Annotated in this window: 18 protein-coding genes; 6 read left to right on the forward strand and 12 right to left on the reverse strand. The window is 34.7% G+C overall.

The window, feature by feature from the left end; translation table 11 throughout:
* Nucleotides 1-6: 6 nt before the first annotated feature.
* Nucleotides 7-738, reverse strand: coding sequence for an LOG family protein (locus tag VB264_RS15020; RefSeq protein ID WP_323250616.1), 732 nt, complete (start codon nt 736-738; stop codon nt 7-9).
* A gap of 109 nt (nt 739-847) precedes the next feature.
* On the opposite strand from VB264_RS15020, the gene rpiB reads away from it, so the two are divergent.
* The gene (rpiB, locus tag VB264_RS15025) at nt 848-1288 is read left to right on the forward strand and encodes a ribose 5-phosphate isomerase B (RefSeq protein ID WP_323250617.1); all 441 of its coding nucleotides are present in this window, start codon (nt 848-850) and stop codon (nt 1286-1288) included.
* 69 nt (nt 1289-1357) lie between these two features.
* Here the strand turns inward: rpiB and VB264_RS15030 are convergent, their stop codons facing one another.
* Complete coding sequence (locus VB264_RS15030) at nt 1358-2755, reverse strand: hypothetical protein (RefSeq protein ID WP_323250618.1); 1398 nt, start codon at nt 2753-2755, stop codon at nt 1358-1360.
* Between the two features lie 147 nt (nt 2756-2902).
* Here VB264_RS15030 and rbfA point away from each other — a divergent pair, with 147 nt between their 5' ends.
* Both rbfA and VB264_RS15040 read left to right on the forward strand, forming a co-directional pair.
* Entirely contained in the window at nt 2903-3283 is a 381-nt protein-coding gene (gene rbfA, locus VB264_RS15035) for a 30S ribosome-binding factor RbfA (protein ID WP_309921334.1), read from the forward strand.
* Nucleotides 3284-3442: 159 nt separating this feature from the next.
* Nucleotides 3443-4663 carry an ABC transporter permease gene (locus tag VB264_RS15040; RefSeq protein ID WP_309921332.1) on the forward strand — a complete coding sequence of 407 codons (1221 nt, stop codon included), beginning with the start codon at nt 3443-3445 and terminating at the stop codon, nt 4661-4663.
* Between the two features lie 213 nt (nt 4664-4876).
* Here the strand turns inward: VB264_RS15040 and VB264_RS15045 are convergent, their stop codons facing one another.
* The 5 genes from VB264_RS15045 to VB264_RS15065 form a co-directional block, all read right to left on the reverse strand.
* Nucleotides 4877-6109, reverse strand: coding sequence for a dicarboxylate/amino acid:cation symporter (locus tag VB264_RS15045; protein ID WP_323250619.1), 1233 nt, complete (start codon nt 6107-6109; stop codon nt 4877-4879).
* Between the two features lie 123 nt (nt 6110-6232).
* Nucleotides 6233-6667 carry an SRPBCC family protein gene (locus tag VB264_RS15050; protein WP_323250620.1) on the reverse strand — a complete coding sequence of 145 codons (435 nt, stop codon included), beginning with the start codon at nt 6665-6667 and terminating at the stop codon, nt 6233-6235.
* 6 nt (nt 6668-6673) lie between these two features.
* Nucleotides 6674-7147, reverse strand: coding sequence for a Dps family protein (locus VB264_RS15055; RefSeq protein WP_323250621.1), 474 nt, complete (start codon nt 7145-7147; stop codon nt 6674-6676).
* 192 nt (nt 7148-7339) lie between these two features.
* Entirely contained in the window at nt 7340-7690 is a 351-nt protein-coding gene (locus tag VB264_RS15060) for a hypothetical protein (RefSeq protein WP_323250622.1), read from the reverse strand.
* A 188-nt stretch (nt 7691-7878) separates the two neighbouring features.
* The gene (locus VB264_RS15065) at nt 7879-8226 is read right to left on the reverse strand and encodes a tRNA-binding protein (RefSeq protein ID WP_323250623.1); all 348 of its coding nucleotides are present in this window, start codon (nt 8224-8226) and stop codon (nt 7879-7881) included.
* 177 nt (nt 8227-8403) lie between these two features.
* Between VB264_RS15065 and VB264_RS15070 the strand changes: the two genes are divergently transcribed.
* A complete protein-coding gene (locus VB264_RS15070; protein ID WP_323250624.1) occupies nt 8404-8634 on the forward strand; it encodes a hypothetical protein in 231 nt (76 codons plus the stop codon).
* A gap of 128 nt (nt 8635-8762) precedes the next feature.
* Here VB264_RS15070 and gloA2 read toward each other — a convergent pair whose 3' ends face one another.
* The 3 genes from gloA2 to VB264_RS15085 form a co-directional block, all read right to left on the reverse strand.
* Nucleotides 8763-9152: an SMU1112c/YaeR family gloxylase I-like metalloprotein gene (gene gloA2, locus VB264_RS15075; RefSeq protein ID WP_323250625.1), complete on the reverse strand. Its 390-nt coding sequence runs from the start codon at nt 9150-9152 to the stop codon at nt 8763-8765.
* A 132-nt stretch (nt 9153-9284) separates the two neighbouring features.
* Complete coding sequence (locus tag VB264_RS15080; protein ID WP_323250626.1) at nt 9285-9785, reverse strand: DinB family protein; 501 nt, start codon at nt 9783-9785, stop codon at nt 9285-9287.
* 88 nt (nt 9786-9873) lie between these two features.
* Entirely contained in the window at nt 9874-10566 is a 693-nt protein-coding gene (locus VB264_RS15085) for a helix-turn-helix transcriptional regulator (protein WP_323250627.1), read from the reverse strand.
* A gap of 342 nt (nt 10567-10908) precedes the next feature.
* On the opposite strand from VB264_RS15085, the gene VB264_RS15090 reads away from it, so the two are divergent.
* Together VB264_RS15090 and VB264_RS15095 are read left to right on the forward strand one after the other, a co-directional pair.
* Nucleotides 10909-12582 carry a 7TM-DISM domain-containing protein gene (locus VB264_RS15090; protein WP_323250628.1) on the forward strand — a complete coding sequence of 558 codons (1674 nt, stop codon included), beginning with the start codon at nt 10909-10911 and terminating at the stop codon, nt 12580-12582.
* 138 nt (nt 12583-12720) lie between these two features.
* Nucleotides 12721-13083, forward strand: a complete 363-nt coding sequence (locus VB264_RS15095; RefSeq protein ID WP_323250629.1) for a LytR/AlgR family response regulator transcription factor — start codon at nt 12721-12723, stop codon at nt 13081-13083.
* A gap of 543 nt (nt 13084-13626) precedes the next feature.
* Here VB264_RS15095 and VB264_RS15100 read toward each other — a convergent pair.
* Nucleotides 13627-14199: a hypothetical protein gene (locus VB264_RS15100; protein ID WP_323250630.1), complete on the reverse strand. Its 573-nt coding sequence runs from the start codon at nt 14197-14199 to the stop codon at nt 13627-13629.
* A 36-nt stretch (nt 14200-14235) separates the two neighbouring features.
* Nucleotides 14236-15873 carry a SusD/RagB family nutrient-binding outer membrane lipoprotein gene (locus VB264_RS15105; RefSeq protein WP_323250631.1) on the reverse strand — a complete coding sequence of 546 codons (1638 nt, stop codon included), beginning with the start codon at nt 15871-15873 and terminating at the stop codon, nt 14236-14238.
* Nucleotides 15874-15888 lie beyond the last annotated feature (15 nt).

Consider the following 15888-nt stretch of genomic DNA (forward strand, 5'->3'; position numbering starts at 1 on the left):
CTTTTCTTAGAAGTTTGGTTTTAGCAAATACTTAGCGTAGAAGTCATCAATCACTTTTACGGCATCTGTCGGATTATCCACTAATGAAATCAAGTTTAAATCATCTGGATTTATATTTCCTTCCGAAATCATCGTCTCCTTTACCCATTCCAATAATCCACTCCAATACTTTTTACCTACCAATACAACTGGAAAACGCCCTATTTTTTGGGTTTGCATCAATGTAAGCGATTCAAACATTTCATCTAAAGTACCAAAGCCACCGGGCATGATAATAAACCCTTGAGAATATTTTACAAACATTACCTTACGAACAAAGAAGTATTCAAAATCAATACTCTTGTCGCGGTCGATGTAATCATTGGGTTTTTGCTCAAAGGGCAATTCTATGTTCAACCCTACCGATTTTCCACCTTGTAATTTTGCGCCTTTGTTAGCCGCCTCCATCAGGCCAGGCCCACCACCCGTAATTACGCCATAACCATGACGAACCAGCTTAGAAGCAATCTCTTCGGCCATTAAATAATACGGATTATCTGGTTTTGTTCTTGCCGAGCCAAAAATAGAAACACATGGGCCAATCTTTGCTAATTTATCTACACCCTCCACAAATTCTGCCATAATCTTGAAAGTTCTCCAAGATTCTTCAGAATGAATTTCTGCCCAAGTATGGTCAATAAACGCTTTTTTAATCTTATCGTCGTGCGTCATTAGTTTCTCGCTCTCTCTGTCTGTCATAGCTTTTCTAATTTTAATCGTAAAAAAATATTGTTAATCCGTACCTTTGTTAATGAATAAGTTGAAGTAACGAAAAAAAACGTTAGATTTTACAAATACATACTTTTTTATGGAATTTATCAAGAAAATTGCCATCGGTGGCGACCATGCAGGGTTTGAATATAAAGCCGAATTAATAAAATTTTTAACAGCCGAAGGCTACGAAGTAAATGATTTTGGGCCTTATAGTGATGCTTCTTGCGACTATGCAGACTTTGCTCATCCAGTAGCATCAGCCGTTGAAAACAAGGAATATACTTTTGGTATTTTGTTGTGCGGTAGTGCCAACGGAGTGGCTATTACGGCTAATAAGCATCAGGGGATTCGTGCAGGATTGGCTTGGAATGTAGAGGTTTCATCATTGATTCGTCAGCATAATGATGCTAACATTTTATGTATTCCTGTTCGTTTCGTGAGTTTAGAAGAAGCGATTGCCATTACTAAAGTATTTTTCTCAACTGAGTTTGAAGGGGGAAGACATAAGACTCGAATTGATAAGATACCTTGTTAATCCTATTATCACTAGGCAGGGACTTAAGTCCCTGCCTAGTGATAATGTGTTGAAAATGAAATATTTATATTAATTTAACTCATAGACTCCATTCCCAACCGCATGATATTTACGGGCTAAGACGGGTATTCTTTTGAATAACTTTGGTGTTAGATTCACCTTGTCAATAATTACTTCGGGATAATCCTTCTCGAAATTGCTTAAAATGTTAATCACATTATTATAATTATCCAGATTCTCCAGTTCGTATTTTGCTAAACTCCAATTGATATAAGGCGTAGCGGCAAAGTTATTTTTATACTCTTCCATACCATCGCCAAAAACCAGTATTTTTTTATTGCTTAGTTTTATCTCAGGCTCTTCTTTTAGTTTCAAGTTTTTCAGTTGTACAAAAGTTTCCACCCCTTTGAAATATACTGCTTGGTAGTGAATCAATAAAACAGCCGAAAACAACGCCAAGCATGTTAGCTCTGCCAGCCAAGCCCTTTTGGTATTATTAAAAAAACTAACGGTAAAAAATGCGATAGCAGGCACAAAAATGATGAATTGCATGGGTGCCAAGAAAGGCATCAAACCGATAGACACAACCCCAGCGATAGCCCAAATCATCATTACTTGTTGACAACGAATCTGGTAATTATTGAATCCAACGGCATTTACCAATCTTAGAAAGCCTAATACTCCGAAAGTGAAAGGAAGAAGCAACGTAGCCAACAAACTTCGGAAGTCATTCAAATCATATTGACGAAGCTGTAATACGGAAGAAATAAAGTTTCTAGAGAAAGCGTCATACGTACCATTCAGATAGAAAAATAGTGCAGTAAGCAATAATGGAAACAAAAAACCAAAGATTGATAAAGAGTGCTGACGCAAGGTAGTACCACTAAAGAATAATAATGAGGAGGTAGCCCACAAAATAAATACCCCAGCTGGAGGATAAAATAAAGTAGCCAGTCCTATAAAAAAGCCTATTTCAAATACTTCATCAGTTGCTTGTAAACGGTTCATTTGTTTAACCAATGTACCTAACGACAGTAATACGAAGGTAGTAGCCATCAATACTGGCGACAGTGTACAGCAGTCGAACGATATGTTCATAAAAAGTAAATAGAACAAACCTGGCAAGTAGTTCCTTTTTACGAAGAGGTCTCTGTTATTGACCATTACATTGAAGTAAACTGCTTGAAAGTAGGTAAGTAGCAAAGCCACAATTTGGTAAACAGACTGTGAACGCCCAAAGAGTCCGTCAAGCCCAGCGTAAACTAATGTAGAAAGCGGAGCAGTATTATCCCAGATTTCAGAATACATTACAAAGCCTTTGTTGATTTGCTCGCCAACCAACATCCATTGCAATTCTGGAATCAGTTGTGGCAAACCTACCAAATACACGGGCATTCGGATAAGGATTAGTAAAATCAATAAACTAAAAATTTGATAGACAGCGTTTACTTTAAAGAAACTGAGCATATTTTGTTAAGGTATTCAAGTTTTTCACGAATTTACGGTGAATCCAATAATTATTCCGAAATTTGTGAGATTATTGAAGAAGAGCATAAGAAGTTTATGCAACGGCGCAAATAATGATGATTAGTATTTGCAGAAATTAACATTAAAATGGAATCGAAAAGACAACAACAGTTCGCTAAATTAATTCAACAAGATTTGAGCGACATTTTTCAAAAAGATATGCGTACAACTTTCGGAAAGGCATTTGTAACGATAACAGACGTTAAAATGACTCCCGATTTAGCAATAGCAAGAGTATATCTAAGTTTTATGCTGGCTAACGATAAAGCAGGTTTATTACAAGACATTCGTGAGAAATCTAAGCATATTAGAGGGATTTTAGGCAATAGAATTCGTAATCAAGCGAGGATTATTCCAAACCTTGAATTTTTTATCGACGATACTGCTGAATACGCCGCCCAAATGGATGCCTTAATTTCTGGTCTAGACATTCCACCTTTGAAAGAAGGAGAGGAGATAGAGGAGTAGATAGAGAGTTGCGAGTTAGTGATTGAGTGAGTTAGTGATTTAGTAAATAGTCCTAACACTGCTCATTATTTACAATAAAGATATTTTAATAAAATTCACTAACTCACAACCCACTAACTCAGAACTCACTCAATCACAACTCACTCAATAAAAATCATTATGAATTTCCCCTTTTTTATTGCAAAACGATACTTTTTTGCTAGAAAAAAAACATCTTTTATCTCATTAATATCGATGATTTCGATGTTAGGAGTAGGTGTTGGAACGATGGCTTTGGTAGTTGTTTTGTCGGTATTTAATGGATTAGAAGATTTCCAAAGAGGCTTGTATAAAAGCTTTGACGCAGATTTGAAAGTTAGTGCTAAAAAAGGAAAATACTTTAGCTGTCCACCAGCACTCTTAAAAAAAATCAGCAAAGTTCACGGTATAGGAAGCATCACACAGGTAATTGAAGAAAACGTGTTGCTACGTTACCGCAATGCCCAAATGGTCGTAAATTTAAAGGGTGTTGACGAAAGTTTTTTGAAACAAGAACGTTTACAGAAAACCATGATTGATGGTCATGCCATCCTTCAAGATAGCGGCATTGCTTATTCCATTGTAGGGTCGGGTATTGCCGTAAAGTTAGGAATAGATATTGATGCCTTTTTTACGCCTTTAGAAGTATGGTATCCTAGAAACAAGCAAACTAAAACCTTGGACTTTTATGCTACCGATGCTTTTAATAAAATGAATCTGGTGCCAGCGGGTGTGTTTGCGATAGAACAACAATATGATGATAATTATATTTATGCACCGCTTTCGTTTGCCCAAAATTTATTTGAATTAGAAAATCAGCGCACAGCTTTAGAAATAAAAGTAGCTAATGAAGAGGAAGTGGCTACAATTCAAGATGCCCTAAAGGATGTTTTAGGTAATGAGTTTGTCGTGCAAAACCAAGATGAACAACATGCTTCTTTATTAAGGGCTATCAAAATTGAAAAGTTGTTTGTATTCCTAACACTTACTTTTATTATAGGTATCGCTAGTTTTAATATATTTTTCTCGTTGTCGATGTTGGCTATTGAGAAAAAAGAAGATGTAAAAACCTTGTATGCCATGGGAGCAGATGCCAAAATCATACAAAAGATATTCCTATTAGAAGGGGCTATCGTAGCTTTTACAGGTGCCATCGTTGGATTAATTTTAGGTTTCACCATTTGTTGGTTACAACTTACTTATGGCTTTATTTCAATGGGAATCGTCGGAGCTTTAATAGATGCTTATCCTATTAAAATGGAGTTCTCAGACTTCTTCTTTACGGCAGTAGTTGTAGTAATCATTACGTTATTAGCCTCTTATTTTCCAGCTAAAAGAGCAGCTAGTGTTGAGATTGTGTAGGAGTAAAACGGTTAAATATAATCCTCAAAAATCCTTTTCTCTTAGCTGGTGACTTAAGTCACCAGCTAAGAGAAAAGGATTTTGCTTAACAGCTCTGTATTGCAATATAGGTACAAAACAAAAATATCCTTAGCGAGGGACTTAAGTCCCTCGCTAAGGATAAATAATAATATCAGGTAGAAACGATTATCAATAATTACTATAGCTAAAGGGCTAAGCTTCGCTCAGTTTCTCGCCTTCCCACTTACTCACAACTACTGTAGCTACAGCATTACCTACAACAGACGTTGCCGAACGACCCATATCCAAGAAAGGATCTACACCCAGTAGCAATACCAAACCCTCTTGTGGAAGTCCAAAGAGCGTCATGGTACCCATAATTACTACTAAGCTGGCACGTGGTACACCTGCGATACCTTTACTGGCTAATAATAGGGTTAATAGCATCGTTACCTGTTGGTCTAAATTCAATGGCATACCATAAGCTTGGGCAATAAAGCCAGTTGCAAAGGTCATATACATCATCGAACCATCAAGGTTGAAACTATAGCCTAATGGCAATACAAAACCGATGATTCTTTCGCTGATACCTAAGCCTTTCAATGATTCTATTTGCTTTGGCATGGAAGCCTCAGAACTTGCCGTACTGAATGAAAGTAGAATAGCCTCTTTCATGGCAGCCATCAATCGCCAGTAAGGGATTTTTAATAGATAGCAAATTAGCCAAAGTACTACAAAAATAAAGAAGAGTAATGCACTGAAAAAGCAAACAATCAAGTAAGCGTATGATACCAATACTCCTAAACCATTGCGTGCAATCACGTTGGTCATCGACGCAAACACAGCGAAAGGAGCCAATAGCATGATATAACCAACTATTTTAAAGATAGCCTCGCCAATCCAGTCGATGCCTTTTGATATTTTTTTGCCATGTTCGCCCATAGTAGCCAAAGCAATACCAAACACAATTGAAATCATGATGATTCCTAAAGTTTTGTTTTCAGCAAATACTTGGAAAATATTGTCTGGGAAAATCTCAAAAAGGAAGTCTTTAAAAGTCTTTAAAGGTTTAGCAGTTACGCCTGTTTCTATCCCTGATGGAGGGAGTTTCCAAGTGCCAAATTCACCTGGACGAGTAATGTTTACAAAAACTAAACCTACCAATAATGATAAGATAGTAGCGAAATAAAAGTACGCCAACGTTTTCAAGCCAATTCTACCTACTAAGCGGAAATCGCCCAATTTAGCCACGCCCACTGATAAAGTACAGAAAATAAGTGGACCAACAATCAGGTGAATGCTTCTTAAAAAAATATCTCCTAATAATTTTATATTCTTGCTGGCTTCGTTGATTTGCTCTTCACTCAGCTGAGTGTGCATAATTTGCCCTACAATTATTCCGATGATAAACCCGATGATAATTTTAGTGGTAATGTTTAGCTTCATTTAATATTAAGTTTGTTTGTGTCGAAATGATTAGATTTTAGTCCTAAATTTCAATGAAATGTATTTTCTCAAAACGAATTAACACAAAAAATCCACCCTTTGCAAATTAGAGTGGATTTTGCTTTACTGAAAGTAACGTTTATAAATCGGTTTTCTATATAAAAATTGAAGGTATAACAATGGATATACCAAGTAATCAGTCAATAAATAAGGGGTATTAAAGTCGATATTATCCGTGATGACCGTACCTGTTTGCTGGCTTTCTAACCTATGTTCATGGTGCCAATATTTCAAGAAGAAAGGGAGTATAGTACCTTGGTCGATAAAATAAATGCTGTGTTCGCTATTCTTTTGTTCGATGATATTTGAAATCCAATCTTGTTTAAAGAAAATAAAGTTCAATACCAGATGAACAACATCTCCTTTCATGCAGCCGTCAAATTGTTTGATAACGACAGGAGGAAAAGGAGGGGCGAGTGCTTTGAATAATGTTAAATCAAAGCCTTCCCATACACTGAGAAGGTCTTGATTTACGGTTGTCTTAATCTGTATCTTCATGGAGCGTTAGCTTAAGTAAGCTCTGATTTTCCATGCTATCTTTTCGTGTTCAGCCATAAGCCCCGTCAAGAAATCACTGGTTGCTGCATCTCCCAACTCATCGGCAGTAGTTTTGATATCCTGTCTTAATACCCTAATAATCGTTTCGTGGTCGCTCAGTAGCTCTTGTAACATTTCCAAAGCAGCACTTTGTTGATGTTTGGTTTCTAATAATCTAGTTACAGCCAGAAACTCGTGCAAAGAAGCCAACGGAAAATGTCCTAGTGTACGAATACGTTCAGCAATTGCATCAATCTGCTCGTCAACGAAACCATACAAATCCTCAAAAAAAGTATGATATTCAATAAAATTGGGGCCAGTTACATTCCAATGATAATTTCTGGTTTTGGTATAGAGCACATATTCGTCAGCCAATAATGTATTCAGAAGTGTTGAGGTTTTCAGTAAACTCTCAATAGAAATGCCAATGTTTGGAGTCATAAATTTATTTTTTATTGAAGCTGTTTAAACTTTCCGTTTCTAAGGTGAAAGTATTGTATTTTTGGATTGATTTTTTCAAAATTTGGGAAGCATAGCATCGCTACGTTGAGTAAATTTTGGAACAAGCTATTCTAAAAGACTTAGTTTAACCCGAAAGGGAAAGTTTAAACAGCTTCATTGATAACATTCTAATCAGCTAATATTATAAGACGCTTTTGACGTAAATATATGGATAATAGCTGCTATAATAGCTTTTCCTATATTGATAAAAGCACTTGTAATAAATTCAACCGTTGTTTTAACGCCATTTGCCAACCATTGAATCAATGATTTTGTAAAATGGTTATTATCATCTGTTTTTTCAGGCTCTTTCTTTAAAAGAGTGGCTGTTTGTATAACGTCAAATTGTTGATTATTGTTTCTAAGAGTATCTTGTCTAATACGGTGTTTGGTATGCATTACCGTAGAATATTCAATCAAACCAAAACCTGATGCTTTGGAAAAAGCAAAGAAGGTAAGTATTAAGATAAATAGCGTTTTCATTTTTTCAGTTGAGGTCAAAATAACAATACAAATTAATATAAGCAATTACAATTAGTATGTAAAATTAACTATAATTATTGGAATAGTCTCCATAGATAAAACTATTTCAATAGTAAACATTTATTTTATAAACGATTGAAAACAAAGCTCATAGCGGTATATAAATACGGTTAGGGCTTCAATGTTATTTATGCCAATCTCGTGCCATTCGGCACATTTCTTTCTACTGCTGCTAATACTACTTCGCCGTCTGGCAAAATAAAGCCCGTTACCAATACTTCTGAGATAAAATTGGCTACTTGTCTAGGAGGAAAGTTTGTTACACAAATGACCTGTTTACCTACTAATTCTTCTTTGGTATATAATTTAGTAAGTTGTGCTGATGATTTTTTGATACCAACCTCTGATCCTAAATCTATCAGTAGTTGGTAGGCAGGTTTTTTGGCTTTGGGAAAATCGTTGGCTTCTAGAATAGTTCCTACTTGAAGCTTTACTTTCTCAAAATCTTCCCATGAAATACTCTCAGTGTTTAACATAAGGTAATAATAATTAGTGAAATTATTTTTGTAAAACAGGTATTTTTACGCTAAAATCTTCTATAAAAACTCGCTTACTTTGTAACAGTAAATCGTACTTGAAACAAGGAAAAATTTACGACAGCCTAAGTATTTCAAAATATTATTATTAAAAGAGTTTGAATAGCGATTTAATTTATGACAGAGTATGCACCTTTTCAATTAACTAGTGAATCTGGTGAGGTATTTAATCCAAACGATGTTGCGTTTGTAATGTATTCTCAAGTGCTAAATTTACTTTTTGTAAAATTAAATAGTAGTAATGCCCGGGAATCTATACAAATAGGAGTACCTAAAAGAAAGAAAAACCTTCTACAAAATTGGCTTGATTACCATAAAATATACTATCCGCCTGAGGATTTCCTATAAACAAAATTACAATACCTATTATATAATTAATATAGCTAACCCGTGCAAATTTTAGTTCTTATACACAAAATTCCCTCTTAACCTTATCGTTACGTGGTACTATGTTTCGTAAGAAAATGGTACCACTTTTATTTTTCATAGAATTCAATCGGTAAGCCATCTGGGTCACTGATAAAAAAGAAGCTCTTCCCTGTAAATTCATCCACTCTGATACTCTCACACGCTACTTTACATCCTGTTAAATAATCGTGTGTTTCCTGAATATCATTTACCTCAAATGCTAAATGTCTTAATCCACAAGCCTCAGGTCGTGATGGGCGAGCAGGAGGATTCGGGAATGAAAATAGCTCTATTTGATAAACTCCATTTACTGATAAATCTAATTTATAGGATTCCCTTTCAGCCCTAAACACTTCATTCTCGATATTAAATCCAAGTATTTCAGTATAGAATTTTTTAGAAGTAGGATAATCCGAGCAAATAATAGCGATGTGATGAATTTTATTGATAGCTAGCATAATCTTCTTTTTTATTTTCACAAAGGTATTGATTGCTACAACATTCTTCAAGAATAAAAGGCATATTATTGAATAGTAATTTGGATAATAGGAAAGCTTATTTCAACAGCTTTCCTATTATGCTCACTTTACCTAATACAAGCCCATTTCATCAGCACTTGGTCCATAACACCCTGGAATAGGAATATCTAGTAAGCGCAAGAAAACACCCAACTGAGCTCTGTGGTGTACAATTTGGCAATATGCGTGGCGGATAGTTTCGCTTTTGGGCGTTGTGCTATAAATAGTATCGCCATTTCTTAAAGTCCAGCTTTCTTCTAATTGGTCCTCGGTAGCTGCCAATAAATGAGTTTTAGCATCTTCTAAATTTTTTTCAAGTAAATTTAATAGATCGGCTGTCGTATTAATTGTGGCAGGTTGATAATCGCCCACGCCAAAATCTAATTCACTCGTTGTTAATGCCAATCCCACCCACGATGGCAACTCCGCAATATGCGTTGCCAACCTTAGCACAGTCATACTTTTAGGGTGAGGTTGCCAGTTGAATTTATCTGCTGGAACAATCGATAACATTTTACGAGTACTAACCGCTTCTTGGTCCAACTCCTTTAAGAACATTGCAATCATCGTCATTTTGTTAGTTTTTTTGGTTGATGATGCAAAGAAACAGTCCCTCACTGACAACCCTATGTCAGTACTTTTTGAAGAAGCATAAATAAAATTAATAATTTACAGGAAGCAGTTTCATGTAGTCTGATAGAGGTATATGGTCATTTTTTTGAAAGGGCATTTGGGTATCTTTTACAACAATAATTCTAGAAACTCTGAAATCTCGATAGTCGTTTCTTTTATGACACCAAGCAATCAAATGCCAGTTGAAAGCATAGAAAATTAGCCCTATAGGTTCAGCCCTACGACTACTGATTTCATCAGTGTTATTCTTGTAGTCAAATTCGATGATGGTTTTTGCAGAAATAGCTTGTTGTAATGTTGATAAGTATTCATAATTGTGCTGTTCTCTATTTGGTGGAACTTGGATTTTGATAGTATCTGAAAGTGAATCTATTTTATCTTTTTGGGCATTAGGCAACACAGCCTTTACTTTATTCAAAGCATTGGTATAATGTTTTTGTATTGATTTATCAGTAAAACGATATACGATAGATTCCATTATTAAAAGTGCATTGGCTTCATCACTCGTGAGAGAAATAGGAGGGAGGAAGAATCCCTGAACGATGAAATATCCTTTGTTTTGTTCAAAACCCAAAGGTATTCCTGATTCATTCAAGGCTTTTAAATCTCTGTAAACCGTGCGAATACTAATGCTGAATTTTTCTGCAATTTTTTCGGCAGGAGTATATTTTTTGGATTGAAGCAAAGTAAATATGCCAAATAGTCTATCAATGCGATTCATAAATATTAAGGTCAGATAAAAATATAAAAATCGAAAATATTAACGGGAAATAACGCTAGAATAAATAAAAAAATAATAGTCATCAGTAAAATGTTAAAAAAAATAATTCTTGATTAATCTTACATTTTTTTCGATTATACAATTGTTTAAGCGTTCGTGATTTTGTAACTTTGTTTTAAATAACACACTGAAATACATTTAATAATATTTTTGATTAATTAGCTTTAAAAAACCTTGTTTATTAACATATGTTAATACTTGTATTTTTTTAGAGGCTCATTAAATGAGATAATTAATCATAATATTATTAAATAAATTTGCACTAAGTAAGTAGAACAATAAATGTTGATTTCTCGAATTTATACAGGAATGGTTTTCTGTTTAATATGTTTTGTATTGTGTAAGCATAACACTTTCGCAAACAAGACAATTAATCTGACAAACCTTTCTTCTCCATATAATATATCTTCTTCGCTTGAATATTTCGAAACGAGTAATTCAAAACTTTGCTTTCGTGATATTCAAAGTAAACACTTTACTCCTTATTTAAAAAAAAATATTAGTGTTGGTTTTTCAGACGCTACGCAATGGTTTAAAATAAACTTGGTTTCAGCAAAAACATCTAATTGGGTATTTGAATGTGGTAATCCGGTGATTGAATATATTGATGTTTATATTCCACAGCAAAATAAGCAATATAAGGTATTCAAAGGGGGCAGTTTTGTAGCCAAAGATAAAAGAAGCTATACTTCATCTTATCCCATTATTCATTTTAATTTATTGGCAAATCAACCCAAAACAATATTTATTAAAACGAAAAGCCAAAGAGCCTTTTATGCACCATTCCTGATAATGCCCGAAGCTATTCATGAAGTGAAAAGATATTCAGATGAACGTAAAGTATGGATTTTGGATGGTGTTCAACTATTAGAAAATTTCCTTATCTCTATCATAGCTTTCTTTTTATTGAAAACCAATACCTATAAGATTTTCGCTATTTATTCACTTTGTATTTTATTTACCGTATCTGCCTATCATGAATCAATCGGAGATTGCTTTACCAACAACCCAAACCAATCTTCTCATATTGATGCTTTCCCTTATCGCCTTTTATCTATTTTCGAAATTATATTAACATTCAGTTTTTTACCTATAGCGACCTTGTATCCCAAATGGGTAAAATGGTTTTTGTATTTATCTATTGTTTCCACTTGTGTATTGACCCTAGCCATATACTTTGATTATAACTGGAGGTGGATAAAAATGAATGTAGTGAATACCCTGATTGCTAATATCTTTATTATTCTACTTTTTGCTTACGCATATTACAAAAAGGTAAAACTAGAATGGTACTTTGTGTTTTCATTTATCTTTAGTTTTACAGGCTTTATTTTCTTTCAACTCAGGCTTTTGCAAATCATAGATTATACATTTATTAATAACCTTGTATTTTTCACAGACCCTATCAAAATCACTTTTTTTGTTTTGCTAATCTGTAAAATCTACCTGAGGTCTCAGCAATCAGAAGTTTCCCCAGCGATTATGTTGGAATATCAGCCAGAATATCACAACATACCGCTCAACAATAATGACCATCATCCTCCTTCACCGATTACCTCTTTCACCGACCTAAATTTTGAAATAGAGAAATTCTCTGTACCCATACAACAAGAACAGCATATTAATCAACAAGACGAAGTTTTTCTGCAAAGGATAGAGCAAATTATTGAGGCTCATCTGTCAGATAGTGCTTTCAATATTACAGACTTAGCCGATGAACTTAACCTAAGTACTGTGCAATTAAGAAGAAAATTAAAAACTTTAACGAACCAAACCACCGTTGAATACATCAGAAACTACCGCTTAAAAAAAGCTGCTGAGCTACTGAAAAACCGCAACGGAAATGTCTCCGACGTAGCATTTCAGGTAGGTTTTGAAAGTCTTTCATATTTTACAAAAGTATTTCAGGAATCTTTCGGTAAATCGCCATCCGAATGGTCCAAAAGTTTTAAATAGTATTTTTTTTAGTTAAAAATACCTCTTTAATAGTACTTTTTTGTGTTTTTTGTCATAAATGAACAAATTTTTGTCGATTTCAAGTTAACGTTTTCAATATCTAAATTGCAATTTTGTAGTAGTAATAATTATATAATTATGAAAAATTTATACCTTACTAAAAGTAGTCAAATTGCTCTGAAAGAAATTCTATATTTAAAGAGTGATGAAAATTATACCGCCATTTATACCACCAATCAAGAGCGTTTGATGGTAGCTCGCACACTAAGAGTAATGCAAGAAAGAATAGAAGACACTCAGTCTTTTATCAGAATCAACAACAATCATGTTGTTAATATTTCTTTTATGAATGGTTGGCGGAAAGAAGACAAAAAGCTTGTTATCATTCTTGAAGATGGGCAAGAATTTGTAGTATCCAGAAGAAGAATCAGCGACTTTAGAGAGGCCATAAGAAAATCTCCTAAAGCGATTTTATTGAAGAATAATAAAATGAATTCCTAACAATTTTAACCACCCTAGTACCTAGCACACCTCAATAAGAACCATAGTTCATGGTTCAGGCCTGTCAATAAAGAACTTCTTTATTGGCAGGTTTTTTTTGTTGCAAAACAAGTAATAGTTTTGAGGGATGAGTTTTCATTGCCAAAAATAGTTTTGTTATTACTAACAATTCGGATGTAAGCAATGTAGCAAAGGTGAAATATGAAATTTAACTTTTGGGTTTACATATTGTATTGCTTACTTACAAAGAATGTCTTTGTTGTGGTTAATACTAACAAAAGATGAATGAGCTATATCAGGATTTAAACCCACTACTCACAATTCACAACAACTCTTATTTATTGAAGCTATTTAAACTTTCCGTTTCTGAGGTGAAAGTATTCTAAAAGACTTAGTTTAACCCGAAAGGGAAAGTTTAAACAGCTTCAATAATAATCATACAAAAAAAGCCCATTCTCTGGATGAGAAAGGGCTAGATTTGAGGGTTTTAATATTATTTTTGTTTTGTAATAACTTTTTTATGATTTCTACCGAAAAGCATCATTATAGAACATTTACTCTGTAAAAAAATGGAGAACTATAAAAAGCTCCACCCGTAATGTTTGCTCCAGTGTTAGCAGCATTATAAGACTTGCCGTTAGTAAGTTTCATAGTTCCTGTAATTTCAAACCTATCACCCGCAGCGATATCACCTATAACAAGTTTAGATGCCGATAAAGCTTCTGCTCCTGTGACAGAGATTGTAGCTCTTGGATAGCCCGTTACAACATCTTTAGTAAATGCTGAAGCAAGTATCGTTTTAAGCGGGAGTATTGAAGTAGTTTTTGTGCCATTAGCCGCTGTAGCATCTACAAATTTTACAAACAATTCATAAGAGGCAAAGTCTGCTCCTTTGTTAGGTGTAACAGCCTCAGCTACAATCTCCATCTTTGTGCCACTCATGTCTGAAACTTTGTAGTTGAACGTAGTTGAAGAAACAGGATATGGGCTTACTGTACGAATGTATCCACCAGTTTCAAGAGCATCTAAATCAATTGGTTCAACAATTTCGGTTTTACAAGCTAATACTATTAGCCCGTAAATCATTAAAATTGAATATTTAAAAACGTTTTTCATGATATTTTAATTTTAAGGAAATTTAACTAGCTAATGTTATTTAAATAAAGTTGCAGGATTATTGTCCCAGAATACTGGCAAAGTCATGTTTGCCTTTTGTTTAGCATTTGCATTTCTACCAACAAACGAAGAAGGATAATAGTAAGACCTAATAAACGCACCAGGGTTAGGGTCTAAAGCTGGCTGTAGGTTTCTAGGCATACCAGTTCTGCGATATAAATTGTAGGCCTCAATACCATTGCCGTACAAAGCAAAATAATACTCGGTAGCAATAATATTTAGTCTATCGGCATCTGTGGAGGCAGTAGTATAAGCATTAAGTACATCGTTAACATAAGCATTTACATCATTTGCCCAAATAATATTTTTACTTGCTTCAAAAGTAGCAATTTTGCCAGCCTCTGTTGATGATAACATAAAGTTTCTAACATCAGCCATAGATTTACGAATTGCTGATTCCAACAACGTCTTTGCATCGCCCGTAGTACCAAGAGTAATTGTAGCTTCAGCTAACATAAAGTCTGTGAACGAAGACATCATAATTGGGTGAATACCCGCACCAGCAGCACCTGCTACTAAGGCTACAGGCTTGCCATTATCGTTATCATATTGGCCCCCGGCAGGATATAAGCCCCATGCAGTTCTTCTTAAACCATCTGGTGGAATACCCTCGTTACTTAGGTGGTCGCGTCCCCAATAACCTACAGTAGTTGGCAAGCAGTAATAATCTGTTGCGGCATAATGGTTTGGTTTTTGGTTTGTAATACAACGAATCTCGTTTACATCTTTCGAGTTTACGATAACTTGGCGATAAAAATAAGAGCGAATTCTTGGATCTTTTTTATCATACATACTACCCATATAAGAGTTTGACTGATAGTCGCCACCACCTGTTGAAGAATATTGCCCAGCATATCGTGGATGTCTGTTATCTGGGTTTACTTGGTTAGTACCATATTTAAATGTAAGGCTTTGTGCACTAGTTGAAATCAATTTTCCACCACTTATCAATGCGTTAATAGCTGTTTTTGACCCTGCCGCATCAATTAACCTTTTGTTTAATAAAATTTTCAATTTCAAGGTATTAGCTGCACGAATCCAGTTATCTACACTACCTGAATAGTAAAGGTCTGTCGTTAAGCCTGATTTAGACTTTGCACCAAAATTCTCTATAGCTTTGTCAACATCTGCTAAAGCAGCAGTATAAATGGAAGCGCCACCATCACTTTTAGGGTTGAAGTTATTCGCATCCAAAGCCTCGGAGTAAGGTACATCGCCAAAGGCATCAACCAAGTTTACCATCACAGAAGCTCTAACAAAACGAGCCATACCAGCATGAACAAAAAATTCTGCTTTTTCTGCTAAAGGGATGATTGTTTTTACATCATTCAAAATACCAGCATAGGCAGTAGTCCATGTTTCAACATTACCACCTGGTGTTATAGCATTGTCATAAATGGCTGCACCTGCGTTAAGCATTCGGGTTAATCTCATACCCGGGTCGCTCAACTGATTAAAATGAGTAGCATAACTAATCTGGATTTGGCTTGCTAAATAGTTAATATCCGTATTTCCAGTAGTTACGGCGTTTGGATTGTCAAGTAAGTCTAGTTTACACGAACTTACCAGTATTGCTGACAATACAAACAAATATTTTATGAATTTATTTGTCATTTCTTTGTGAATTAT

Source organism: Arcicella aquatica (genome assembly GCF_034928825.1).
Classification (GTDB): Bacteria; Bacteroidota; Bacteroidia; order Cytophagales; family Spirosomataceae; genus Arcicella; species Arcicella aquatica.